Annotated in this window: 12 protein-coding genes; 4 read left to right on the top strand and 8 right to left on the bottom strand. The window is 69.2% G+C overall.

The genetic code is table 11. The features are described 5' to 3' along the window. Positions 1-45 precede the first annotated feature (45 nt). The gene (locus WC555_RS03380) at positions 46-408 is read left to right on the top strand and encodes an endonuclease domain-containing protein (protein ID WP_373251123.1); all 363 of its coding nucleotides are present in this window, start codon (positions 46-48) and stop codon (positions 406-408) included. Positions 409-489: 81 nt separating this feature from the next. Here the strand turns inward: WC555_RS03380 and WC555_RS03375 are convergent, their stop codons facing one another. Next, positions 490-1254 carry an SDR family NAD(P)-dependent oxidoreductase gene (locus tag WC555_RS03375; RefSeq protein ID WP_373251121.1) on the bottom strand — a complete coding sequence of 255 codons (765 nt, stop codon included), beginning with the start codon at positions 1252-1254 and terminating at the stop codon, positions 490-492. 47 nt (positions 1255-1301) lie between these two features. On the opposite strand from WC555_RS03375, the gene WC555_RS03370 reads away from it, so the two are divergent. Together WC555_RS03370 and WC555_RS03365 are read left to right on the top strand one after the other, a co-directional pair. Next, positions 1302-1565, top strand: coding sequence for a CopG family ribbon-helix-helix protein (locus WC555_RS03370; RefSeq protein WP_373251119.1), 264 nt, complete (start codon positions 1302-1304; stop codon positions 1563-1565). Further along, entirely contained in the window at positions 1562-1846 is a 285-nt protein-coding gene (locus WC555_RS03365) for a type II toxin-antitoxin system RelE/ParE family toxin (protein WP_373251117.1), read from the top strand. The genes WC555_RS03370 and WC555_RS03365 overlap by 4 nt, the downstream gene beginning before the upstream one ends. On the opposite strand, the gene WC555_RS03360 is transcribed toward WC555_RS03365, so the two are convergent. From WC555_RS03360 to radA, 4 genes are read right to left on the bottom strand one after another with little or no spacing between them, the layout of a single operon-like run. Next, positions 1843-2187 carry a VOC family protein gene (locus WC555_RS03360; RefSeq protein WP_373251115.1) on the bottom strand — a complete coding sequence of 115 codons (345 nt, stop codon included), beginning with the start codon at positions 2185-2187 and terminating at the stop codon, positions 1843-1845. The genes WC555_RS03365 and WC555_RS03360 overlap by 4 nt on opposite strands. A 29-nt stretch (positions 2188-2216) precedes the next feature. Further along, entirely contained in the window at positions 2217-3731 is a 1515-nt protein-coding gene (gene purF, locus WC555_RS03355) for an amidophosphoribosyltransferase (RefSeq protein ID WP_373251113.1), read from the bottom strand. Between the two features lie 27 nt (positions 3732-3758). Then, positions 3759-4355 carry a CvpA family protein gene (locus tag WC555_RS03350; RefSeq protein WP_373251111.1) on the bottom strand — a complete coding sequence of 199 codons (597 nt, stop codon included), beginning with the start codon at positions 4353-4355 and terminating at the stop codon, positions 3759-3761. A 28-nt stretch (positions 4356-4383) separates the two neighbouring features. Continuing rightward, entirely contained in the window at positions 4384-5754 is a 1371-nt protein-coding gene (radA, locus tag WC555_RS03345) for a DNA repair protein RadA (protein WP_373251109.1), read from the bottom strand. Positions 5755-6274: 520 nt separating this feature from the next. On the opposite strand from radA, the gene WC555_RS03340 reads away from it, so the two are divergent. Further along, positions 6275-7552 (top strand): amidohydrolase family protein, encoded by a 1278-nt coding sequence (locus tag WC555_RS03340; RefSeq protein ID WP_373251107.1) that lies wholly within the window; start codon positions 6275-6277, stop codon positions 7550-7552. A gap of 3 nt (positions 7553-7555) precedes the next feature. Here WC555_RS03340 and alr read toward each other — a convergent pair whose 3' ends face one another. The 3 genes from alr to WC555_RS03325 all read right to left on the bottom strand — a co-directional run bounded on the left by alr (position 7556) and on the right by WC555_RS03325 (position 12054). Next, entirely contained in the window at positions 7556-8590 is a 1035-nt protein-coding gene (gene alr / locus WC555_RS03335) for an alanine racemase (protein WP_373251105.1), read from the bottom strand. A gap of 45 nt (positions 8591-8635) precedes the next feature. Next, positions 8636-9718, bottom strand: a complete 1083-nt coding sequence (locus WC555_RS03330) for an ABC transporter ATP-binding protein (protein WP_373251103.1) — start codon at positions 9716-9718, stop codon at positions 8636-8638. Between the two features lie 125 nt (positions 9719-9843). Continuing rightward, entirely contained in the window at positions 9844-12054 is a 2211-nt protein-coding gene (locus WC555_RS03325; RefSeq protein WP_373251101.1) for a DEAD/DEAH box helicase, read from the bottom strand. Positions 12055-12088: the final 34 nt, after the last annotated feature.

The raw sequence follows: 12088 nt of genomic DNA, 5'->3' as shown, positions 1-12088 counted from the left end.
AGGGGGCGACTCGACGGTTCCGGCGAGCCGCGAAATACTGCTCACATGCCCGACGGTCTCAGCTACACGCGCGCCAAAGCCTTCCGTCGCCAGATGACGCCCCCAGAAGCGCGGTTATGGAGTTGCCTGCGCGCCGGCCGCTTCCGTAGCTTGAAGTTTCGGCGTCAGCATCCCGTCGGCCCCTACATTCTGGACTTTTACTGCGCTGAAGCCCGGCTGGCGGTTGAGGTTGACGGCATGACCCATGACCATCCCGATCGCATCGCTCATGATCGTCGGAGAACGGCGTGGCTCAGCACCAAGGGAATCAAGGTCATTCGATTACGCGCGACGGACGTAAGGGACGAACTGGAGGGCGTCCTCGGATTCCTGCTGATCGCTGTGCGTGAAAGGCGTGATGAGGGCTGACACCGCGTCGCCCCCTCCTGGCGCGTGCCGCGCCTGTCCTCCCCATTCGCCTCCGCGAATGGGGAGGTGAACCTTGGCCGCCTAGATCAGGGCCTGGACCGACGGACCTTCGCTCCATTCGCTGAACTTGACCTCCAGCGCCGGCTCCAGATCGCCGCGCGCCAGCTCGACCATCAGCGGGCCGATGGCCGAGGGATGGGTGACGTCATCCGGATCCTCGCCCGGATAGGCCTGGGCCCGCATCGCCGTCCGCATCCGGCCCGGATCGACGATCGCCACCCGCACCGGCGTCGACTCGATCTCGTCGGCCCAGCATTTGACCAGGGCCTCGGCCCCGGCCTTGGACGCCGCATAGGCCCCCCAGAAGGCCTTGGGCGCGCTGGCCACGCTGGTGGTCAGATAGATCGCCCGCCCTGCGTCCGACGCCTTCAGCAACGGCTCCAGCGAGCGGATCAACCGATAGACGGCGGTGAAATTGGTCTTCTCGACCTTGGCCCAGACGCGCGGGTCGGCGTGGCTGACCGGCGTCAGGCCCGAGGCCCCCATGGTCGCCGCCGCCTGCACCCAGACATCCAGCCGTCCGAACCGCTCATAGATCGCCCCGCCCAGCCGGTCGATGGCCCCGCCGTCGACCAGATCGAACGGGATCAGCGTCGCGTGCTTGCCGGTGGCCGCGTAAATGGCGTCGTCCAGTTCCTCCAGCCCGCCCTGGGTCCGCGCCGTGGCGATCACATGCGCGCCCGCCTTCGCCAGCGCCAGGGCGGTCTCATAGCCGATGCCGCGCGAGGCCCCGACGACGAGGGCGATGCGGTCTTTGAGGGGAAGGGTATCGGAATGAGGGGTCATGGATTATCTTGGGATGGTCGGAACTGGCCTTCTAGCGGAGCAACGCGATGAGTGCAGAAGAAAAGCTGACGCTGACGTTGCCGGCCGAGCTTCTGGAGGCCCTGGCTTATCTGTCAGAGCAGTCTGGCCGCTCGGTGGAGACGATCGCCGCCCAAGCCTTGCATCGTTTCGTCGACCTTGAGATCCCCATTTTCGAGCAGATCGAAGAGGGACTGGATGATATCGCCGCCGGGCGCGTCGTGAGCCATGAAGACGCAATGGCTGAAATAAGGGCGCATATCGACGCTCGAAAGAACGCCGAAGCGGCGTGACACGGGTCATCTGGTCAGCCGGCGCCCGGGCCGAGCTGAAGAAGGCCTATGACTATATCGCCGTGGAAAACCCGGCCGCGGCCGAACGGACGGTAGCCCGGATCGAAGCGGCCGCCGAGTTCGTCGCTCGCCGAAACATCGGCCGTATCGGACGGCGTCGCGGCACGTTCGAGAAATCGGTGATCGGAACCCGATATATCCTGATCTACACGCGGGACGAGGGGCTGGGAGAAACCCGGATCGTTACCGTCCTGCACTCGTCAAGGGACTATGGACGCTAGAACCCCGGCGCGGGCTGCCACAGGCTGAAACTGACGCCCTGGTCGTCGCTGACCACGGCCGAACGCCCGGTCGAGCCGTCCGCGGGGACCGCCGCCCGGCCGCCCAGCTCGGTCACCCGCCGGCAGGCGGCGTCGATGTCGTCAACGCGGAAATACAGGTGCGGAAACCGGCCGGCCCGCTCCACCTTGGTGAAGCCGAACGCCGGATCGCTGCCGGCGACATGGGCGTAGGTGGGCCCGGACGCCGACTCGTCGAACCGCCAGCCGAACAGGGCCGAATAGAAGGCGCGCGCCTGGTCGACGTCGAGGGTGTCGATGGTGAAATAGCCGAGCTGAACCATGCGACGCCTCTGAAGGAACGGATTGAGCCTTAAGCGCTGACCAGCAGGGAAAGTTGCCGCGCCGCCACCTCGCGCCCGCCTTCCTCGATCTCGCGATCCAGCAGACGGGTCGGGTATTCGCCGGTGAAATAGTGGTCGGTGAACTGCGGATTGTGCGGATCGCGCGGTCCGGCCTCCATGGCGTCGTACAGGCCGTCGACCGACAGGAAGCCCAGGGAGTCGACCTCGAGGAAGGCCTTCATCTCCTCCAGCGTCTTGTTGGCGGCGATCAGCTGGTCCCGCTCGGGCATGTCGATGCCGTAGAAGTCCGGCCACAGGATCGGCGGGCTGGCCGAGCGCAGGTGCACCTCGGTCGCGCCTGCGGCCCGCACGGCCCGCACCAGCTTCACCGACGTCGTGCCGCGCACGATGGAATCGTCGATCAGCACCACCCGCTTGCCCTTCAGCACCGAGCCGTTGGGGCTGTGCTTCATCCGCACCCCCTTCTGCCGGGCGCCCTGGCTGGGCTGGATGAAGGTGCGGCCCAGATAGTGGCTGCGGATGATCCCCATCTCATAGGGAATGCCGCTCTCCTGGGCGTAGCCCAGCGCCGCCGGCACGCCGGAGTCGGGCACCGGCACCACCACATCGGCCTCGACCGCGTGCTCGCGGGCCAGCTTCATGCCCATACGCTTGCGCACGCCATAGACCGAGCGGCCGTTCACGACGCTGTCGGGGCGCGAGAAATAGACATATTCGAACAGGCAGGGCCGGGCCCCGCGGGTGGGGAAGGGCTTCAGCGACTTCAGCCCCTCGTGGTCGATCACGACCACCTCGCCATGCTCGACGTCGCGCTCGAAGGTCGCGCCTATCGTGTCCAGGGCGCAGGTCTCGGACGCCAGCACCCAGGCGTCGCCCAGCCGGCCCAGCACCAGCGGCCGGATGCCCAGCGGATCGCGCGCGCCGATCAGCTTCGAACGGGTGGCGCAGACCAGGGCGTAGCCGCCCTCGATCCGGCCGATGGCGTCGATGAAGCGGTCGACGATCTTGGCCTTCCGGCTGCGCGCGATCAGGTGAAGGATGACCTCCGAGTCCGAGGTCGACTGGAAGATCGCCCCTTCGCCGACCAGCTGGTTCCGCAGATACAGGAAATTGGTCAGATTGCCGTTGTGGGCGATGGCGATGCCGCCCTGGTCCAGATCGGCGAACATCGGCTGGATGTTGCGCAGGAAGCTGCCGCCCGCCGTCGAATAGCGGGTGTGTCCGACGGCCGCCGTGCCGGGCAGACGCTCGGGCAGGTCGGCGCCGCCGAAGGCTTCGCCGACCAGACCCATGTGGCGCTCGGTGTGGAAGCGGGTGTCATGCACGCTGGCGATGCCGCAGGCCTCCTGGCCGCGATGCTGCAGGGCGTGCAGGCCCAGGGCCACCACGGCCGAGGCCGCGTCCTTGTCAGCCCCCCAGACGCCGCAGACGCCGCATTCCAGGCGCGGACGGTCGTCGTCCGCGTCGCGATGGTGCGCCCGGTGAACGACCGGGGCGGCGATGGAATGCTCGAGGCGGCTCATCGTGGGGCTCCGATGAAGCAGGGAACGCTAGCGTGCGGCGGACGGGCGCGAAGTATTGTTTGTTTGGGGCGAGGGCAAGGCTTCTTCGTCCGAAAACCCTTTGCTCACGGACGAAGTCACCATCGGGGTGAGGGCGTCCGCGCCCCGGCCGATGCCGGGAAGCACGAACTGGATCAGCCGCGCGGCGCCCGCCGTGACCGGCCGCAGGGCCGCCTCGCTCAGCCAGCGCGGCGTTTTCTCGCCCGGCATGGCCGCGACGATGACCAGATGGATGGCTCCCAGCAGCACCAGCGACCGGGCCGCGCCGACGAAGACGCCCGCGATCCGGTCAATCCCGCCCAGCTGCGGATGGGCCTGGGCCCGCTTCGACAGGATCGAGCCGAACAGGCGGATGCCGAAATAGATGGCGAGGAAGGAAACGACGGCCGCCGCGATGGTCCCCATCCAGTCCGGATCGACCAGGGCCCGGCCCAGCGGCGCCGTCAGCGGCAGCGTCACCAGGGCGAGAAACGCCGCCAGCACGAAGCTCAGCAGGGTGATGATCTCGCGCGTCCCCCCGCGCACCCAGCCGGCCGCGGCCGAGGCGAGGATGACCAGAATGGCGATAACGTCGAAACCGGTCATGCGCGCCCGAACTGAGATCAGTCCGATCTCAATAGCGGTTTTGCGAGATTCGTTCGACCGCTTCGGTCAATCGCGTCACCGACGTCACCTTGACCCCCTTGTCCTTGACCGTGAGGGGCGGCGTCAGGGCCTGATCGAAGCCCAGCTTCTGGGCCTCGCGCAGCCGCGCCTCGGCCCGGCCCACGGCCCGCACCTCGCCCGACAGGCTGATCTCGCCGAACACGACGCAGCCCTGGGGCAGGGGGGTGTCGGTCGCCGAACTGATCAACGCCGCCGCCGCCGCCAGATCCGCCGCCGGCTCATTGATGCGCAGACCGCCGGCCACGTTCAGATAGACGTCCTGATCGCCGAAGCCGAAGCCGCACCGCGCCTCCAGCACCGCCAGAACCATGGCCAGCCGCCCGGTGTCCCAGCCCACCACGGCCCGGCGCGGCGTGCCATAGGCCGATTTCGACACCAGCGCCTGCATCTCGACCAGCACCGGCCGCGAGCCCTCGATGCCGGCGAACACCGCCGCGCCCGGGGCCCGGTCCCGACCCTCGCCGAGGAACAGGGCCGAAGGATTGGCCACCTCGCGCAGACCCGCGTCTCCCATCTCGAACACCCCGATCTCGTCGGTGGCGCCGAAGCGGTTCTTGCCGGCCCTGAGGATGCGGAACGGATAGCCGCGCTCGCCCTCGAAGCTCAGCACCGCGTCGACCATATGCTCGACCACGCGCGGGCCGGCGACCTGCCCGTCCTTGGTCACATGCCCGACCAGCACCACCGCCACCCCCTGCGACTTGGCCAGCCGCACCATCTCCCCGGCGCAGGCCCGCACCTGGGTCACCGAGCCCGGCCCCGCCTCATGGGCGTCGGACCAAAGCGTCTGGATCGAATCGACGATGACGATGTCGAACTTCTCGCGCTTCAGCGTCCCCAGAATGTCGCGCAGAGCCGTGGCCGAGGCCAGTTCGACGGGGGCCTTCTCCAGCCCCATCCGCTTCGCCCGCGCCCGGATCTGCTCGACCGCCTCCTCGCCCGAGATATAGGCCACCCGCCGCCCGGACAGGGCCGCGCGGCCGGCCACGTCCAGCAGCAGGGTCGACTTGCCGACGCCCGGATCGCCGCTCAGCAGGATCGCCGAACCGGGCACCACCCCGCCGCCGCAGACCCGGTCGAACTCGGCCACCCCGGTGATGATGCGCGGCGGCTCCGGTGTCTCGGACTGCAGTCCCTCGAACTGCACCCCGCGCCCGCGCCCGGCCGCGCTCGTCGCCGGCTTCATCGCCCCCGGCGGCGCCGCGCGGCTCTCCTCGACGATGGAGTTCCACTGCCCGCACGCCCCGCACTGGCCGGCCCACTTGCCGTGCACCGCCCCGCAGGACTGACAAACATAGATCGCACCGTCTCTCGCCATGCGTCCGGCTTACAGGAGTCGCGCGCGGCGGGGCAGGGGGCTCACGAACAGGTACGTCCGGAAATGACGTAGGCGCAGCCCCCTCCGTCTCGTCGGCTCCGCCTCCGATCCACCTCCCCATCTGCGATGGGGAGGAGACGAAATTCGCATGGTCGAGATGAGGACTCTCGCCCCCTCCAGCCCGGGACTCTCGAGACATTTTTTCGCCCATCCCGCCCCTTCATCCCGGCTCCAGTCGCCCCCCCCAAACCCCCTGCGTCCGCGTTTGACGCATCGCCATGCATACTGGATCAAATCCCCACGGGGACTGGTCTTTGACAACACCCAGCCTCGCCCGGAGCCGCCTCAGGCCCCGGCGTCCGCCTCGCGGTGATCCGGTCGTCCCGGCCCATTCGTCATGATGATTTTTAATCGTGAGAGTGGGGACTCCCGCCCCCGAAGCCGTGCGGTCGGCGGCGCACCCGTTGCCCGCCGGCCCCCGCCATGCCAGCTTCACGCCCACAGGGGAGACCATCACCAAATGCTGCACCGTCTGGCCGCCGCCATCGCACTCACGCTCGGCCTCGCCGCGCCCGCCCACGCCGACACCCTCGTCGTCACCGCCGCCCGCATGGTCGACGTCGAGCGCGGCCGCTATGTCGACAATCCCGTCGTCGTCGTCACCGACGGCCGGATCACCTCGGTCGGAAGCGCCGTCCCCGCGGGCCTGCCGGCCGACGCCCGCCGCCTCGACCTGCCGGGCCTGACCCTGCTGCCCGGCCTGATCGACATGCACGTCCACCTGGCCGGCACGCCGTACGTCTCCGGCTTCAAGGTTCTGGAATACGCCGACGACTTCGAGACGGTGCTTCAGGTCCCCAACGCCCGCGCCAATCTGATGGCCGGCTTCACCACCGTCCGCAATCTGGGCGGCCCCGACTTCGCCGACGTCGCCCTGCGTCAGGCCATCGACGCCGGCTTCATCGAGGGGCCGCGGGTCATCCCGGCGGGCGTCTCCTTCGGCGCCACCGGCGGCCATTGCGACGACACCGGCCTGCCGCGCTCCATGGCCCAGGCCAATGACTACAATGCCGACAGCGTCGACGCCGCCCGACACAGCGTCCGCGAGGTGCGCAAATACGGGGCCCAGGTGATCAAGGTCTGCGCCACCGGCGGCGTCTTCTCGCGCAACACCGAGCCGGGCCAGCAGCAGATGACCCTGGCCGAACTGACCGCCGTCGCCGACGAGGCGCATATGTGGGGTCTCAAGGTCGCGGCTCACGCCCACGGCGCCTCGGGCATCGCCGACGCCATCCGCGCCGGCATCGACACCATCGAACACGCCTCGCTGATCGACGCCGAGGGCATCCGGCTGGCGGTCCAGCGCGGGACCTGGCTGTCGATGGACATCTACAACACCGACTTCACCCAGGCGACGGGCACCGAGTTCGGCGTCACCGAGGACAATCTGCGCAAGGATCGGGAGATCGGCCAGCTGCAGCGCGACAATTTCCGCGCCGCCCACCGCGCCGGCGCCCGCATGGTGTTCGGCTCCGACGCCGCCATCTATCCCCACGGCCAGAACGCGAAACAGTTCGCCGTCATGGTCGAATACGGCATGACCCCGGCCGAGGCGATCCGCGCCGCCACCTGGAACGCCGCCCAGGCTCTCGGCCGCGAAGGCGACGTCGGCGCCATCGCCGCCGGCCGCTACGGCGATCTGATCGCCGTGTCGGGCGATCCGCTGGCGGATGTGCGGATGCTGGAAACCGTGCCCGTGGTCATCAAGGGCGGCGATGTGGTGCGGGACGCCCGCTGAGGCTCAGACGTAGACGCGGGGAACCCGGGCGGTGACCGAGGTGAGCAGCTCATAGGCGATGGTCCCCGCCGCCGCCGCAGCCTCGTCCAGCATCCGGTTCGCGCCGAACAGCTCGACCCGGTCGCCGGTCGCGACCTCCAGTCCGGTCACGTCGACGGCGCAGACGTCCATCGACACCCGCCCCACGATCGGCCGCAGCTGACCGGCGACGAAGACCAGGCCTTTCGGGCTGTTGGCGCGCATCACCCCGTCCGCATAGCCCGCGGCGCAGGTCGCGATCCGCGTCGGCCGCTCCGCCACGAAGCCGCGCGAATAGCCGACGCTCTCGCCCGCCGGGACCTCGCGCACCTGCAGCACCTCGGCCGCCAGCGTCGCCACCGGCCGGATGCGCGCATCCGGCCGTCCCTCGGGCCCGCCGCCGTACAGGCAGACGCCGGGCCGCAGGGCGTCGAACGCATAGTCCGCCCCCAGAAACGCCCCGCCCGAATTGGCGAACGACCGCACCGTCCCCGGGTAGCGCCCCGCCGCCGCCGCGAAGGCGTCCCGCTGCCGCGCATTCATGGGCTCGGCCGGATCATCGGCGCAGGCCAGATGGCTGAGCACCAGATCCAGCCCTTCGAACGGCTCGGGCGCGTCCTCGACGCGGAAGCCCAGCCGGTTCATCCCCGTGTCGATCTGCAGCCCGCACGCGCCGCCACCGGCCGCCCGCCACTCCGCCAGCTGAGCGCCCGTGTTGAGCACCGGCTTCAGCCCCGCCGCCCGCAATCGCTCCGCCCGCCCGGCCAGACATCCGTCCAGCACATAGATCGCCGGCGCCTCGCCCAGCGCCGCCCGCAGCCGCTCCCCCTCGTTGGTCCGCGCCACGAAGAAGGTCCGCGCCCCCTCGGCTGTCAGCCGCGTCGCGCAGGCGACGGCCCCCAGCCCGTAGCTGTCGGCCTTGACCACCGGATGCACGGGAACGCCGCCCGCCGCCTCCAGCGCATGGAAGTTCGCGGCGAGGGCGTTCAGATCGACGGTGAGCGTGGCCGGTGCGGGCATCCCGCCATGTAGAAGGCTCAGCTTGTGCGATGCAACACGCGGAGCCTACAGCCGCGCGAAAGCCTCGCCGTCGGCGTCGAACAGATGCGCCTGATCCGCCGGGACCTTCAGGCTCAGCGTCTCGCCCGCCGCCGGCCGCACGTCGCCCGGCAACAGCACCGTCAGCGGCGCCTCCCCGGCCGTCAGATAGGCGTAGGTCGCGTGCCCCAGCGTCTCGACGAAGGTCACCGCGGCGCGGATCGCATCGCCCTTGCCCGCCGTGGTCAGATGCTCGGGCCGCACGCCCAGGGTGACCGTGTCGCCCACCTTCGCCCGCGCCGCATCGACCGCGACCGTCAGCATTTCGCCCGCCGCCGTCCGCACCGTCGCGCCCTTGGCCGTGGCGGTGACGATCCCGACCGGCAGCAGGTTCATCTTCGGACTGCCGATGAACTCGGCCACGAACAGGTTGCGGGGCCGCTCGTACAGCTCCATCGGCTTGCCGACCTGTTCGATCCGGCCGGCGTTCAGCACCACGATCCGGTCCGCCAGGGTCATCGCCTCGACCTGGTCGTGGGTGACATAGACCATGGTCGTCTTCAGTCGCTCATGCAGGCTGGCGAACTCGTAACGCATCCGCACCCGCAGGGCGGCGTCGAGGTTGGACAGGGGTTCATCGAACAGGAACACCTGCGGCTCGCGCACGATGGCCCGGCCGATGGCGACCCGTTGTCTCTGGCCGCCGGACAGGGCCTTCGGCTTTCTCTCCAGCAGGTCTGTGATGTTCAGCGTTTCGGCCGCGCCCCGCACCCGGCGGTCGATCTCGCCCTTGTCGGCCTTCGACAACTTCAGCCCGAAGGCCATGTTCTCGTAGACGCTCATGTGCGGATAGAGGGCGTAGGACTGGAACACCATGGCGATGCCCCGGTCGGACGGGCCCAGGTCGTTGACGACCTGGCCGCCGATGGCGATGTCGCCGCCGGTCGCCTCCTCGAGGCCCGCGATGGTGCGCAGCAGGGTGGACTTGCCGCAGCCCGACGGTCCGACGAAGACCACGAACTCTCCGTCCGCGATCTCCAGATCGATGCCCTTGAGAACCTCGGTGGTCCCGAAGCTCTTGGTCACGCCGGTCAGCCGGACGTCCGCCATATGTTTCCTGCCCGCAGCTTCTTGTTTGGCCTACCGCGCTTCGCGCTGCATGAGGCCGGATTTGCGGTCACCGTAAACGGTTACAGGAGCGGATCAATCCTCACGGCCAGCGGGCCGGGCAGGGATCAGCGCGGGGTCTTGCCCTTGTACGGAGCCCGGGGCGCTGCGGGCTTTCCGCGCGCGTCCTTGGCCGCCCACGGACGATCGCCGCCCTTGGGCTTGCCCTTCCAAGGCTTGTCGCCGGCGGCGGCCGGCGCAGCCTCGGCGTCCGAGCGCGGCGTCCACGGCGTCTTGCCCTCGACCGGCGGCTTCTTCACCCACGGCTTCTTGCCTTCGGGCGTGGGATCGTTCGGGGTGCGTTTGACCCAGGGCTTCTTGCCCTCGGCCGCCGGAGCAGCCGCGTCATCCCGTTTCACCCAAGGCTTCTTCTCGCCCTGCGGCCGGTCCTCGCGGGCCTTCCACGCGGGCTTGTCGCCGGTCTCTTCGCGCTTGACCCAGGGCTTCTTGCCTTCAGCCGGAGCCGCCGCGTCGTCGCGTTTGACCCAGGGCTTCTTCTCGCCCTCGGGACGATCCTCGCGCGGCTTCCAGGCCGGCTTGTCGCCGCCCTCTTCACGCGCCTTCCAGGGCTTCCGCTCGGGACGGTCGCCGCCACCAGCGGGCTTCTTGTCCCAACGGCTGACAGGTTTCTCCGACGGGCCGGGGGCCACGGCGGGGTCGATCTTGACGCCTTCCTCGAGACCCAGGGCGATGGCGGCCTCGAATTTCGCCTTCATCTCCTGGGTGATCTCGAACTTGGTCTCGCGTTCGAAGATCTTGATCGAGCCGATGTCGCGCTTGGTCACATGGCCCAGGCGGCAGATCGTCGGCATCAGCCATTTGGGATCGGCGTTCTTGTCGCGGCCGATGTTGATCCGGTACCAGGTCATGTCGCCGCCGCGGGCGAAGTCCGTGTACGGAACGTCCGGCTGGCCCTTGTCGTTCTTGCCCGTGGCCTGCTGGCGCTTCATCCGTTCGTCGTCGAAGACGTCTTCCGGCGCCGGGAGCTTCTGCTGGTACAGGCGGATCAGGGCGGCCGCGACCTGTTCCGGCGTGCTGGTCTCCAGCAGTTTCCGGCCGAGGGCCAGAACCTCCTCGTCCTCGACCGGCGCGGTCAGGACGGGATCGGCCAGCATGCGTTTGCGGTCGTTCTCGAGGATCATCTCGGCCGAGGGCGGGCCCGACCATTCGGCGTTGATCGAGGCTGATTGCAGCATCAGCTCGACCTTGCGGCGGCGCGTATAGCTGACCAGCAGGACCGAGACGCCCTTCTTGCCGGCGCGGCCCGTACGGCCCGAACGGTGCAGCAGGCCGGCCTTGTTGACCGGGATCTCGGCGTGGATGACCAGACCCAGATCGGGCAGGTCCAGACCGCGCGCGGCGACGTCGGTGGCCACGCACACCCGCGCATGGCCGTCCCGAAGCGCCTGCAGCGCTTCCGACCGCTGGCTCTGGGTCAGTTCGCCCGACAGGCCCACGACCGAGAAGCCGCGCTCGCGCAGGCTCGAGGTCAGATGCTTCACCCGCTCGCGCGTATTGGCGAACACCAGCGCCCCGGGGGCCTCGAAATAGCGCAGCACGTTCACGACCGCGAGTTCGACCTCGTTCGGGGCGACGCGGATGGCCTTGTATTCGATGTCGGCGTGCGATCCGGCGCCGGCGACCGTGTCGATGCGCAGCGCATCCTTCTGATAGGTCTTGGCCAGCTGCACGATGTCGCGCGCCAGGGTGGCCGAGAACATCAGGGTGCGGCGCTCGGCCGGCGCGGTCTCGAGGATGAAGGTCAGGTCCTCGTGGAAGCCCATGTCCAGCATCTCGTCGGCTTCATCCAGCACGACGGCCTTGAGCGTCGTCAGGTCCAGCGAGCCGCGCTCGAGGTGGTCGCGCAGGCGGCCGGGGGTGCCGACGACGATGTGGCAGCCGCGATTCAGCGCCTGGCGCTCGACCTTGGGGTCCATGCCGCCGACGCAGGAGACGATCCGCGCCCCGGTCTGGGCGTATAGCCACTGCAATTCGTTCGAGACCTGCAGGGCCAATTCGCGGGTCGGGGCGATGACCAGGGCCACCGGCGCGCCGAACTCGGCGAATTTCTCGGCCTCGCCCAGCAGGGTGGGGGCCAGGGCCAGGCCGAAGGCGACGGTCTTGCCGGAGCCGGTCTGGGCCGAGACCAGCAGGTCGCGACCCGAGCCGTCCTCGTTCGGCGCGGCGTCAAGGACGGCGGACTGAACCGGCGTCGGCTCGGCATAGCCGCGGTCGGAAAGGGCGCGATCGAGCGCGGGATGGCTGGCGGGGAAAGGCATGGGCAGTCCGTAAGGCGCCAACGCGGCGCGCGCC

This window comes from Brevundimonas sp., from assembly GCF_041648615.1.
Taxonomy (GTDB): domain Bacteria; phylum Pseudomonadota; class Alphaproteobacteria; order Caulobacterales; family Caulobacteraceae; genus Brevundimonas.
This window is presented reverse-complemented; position numbering and strand designations above follow the sequence as displayed.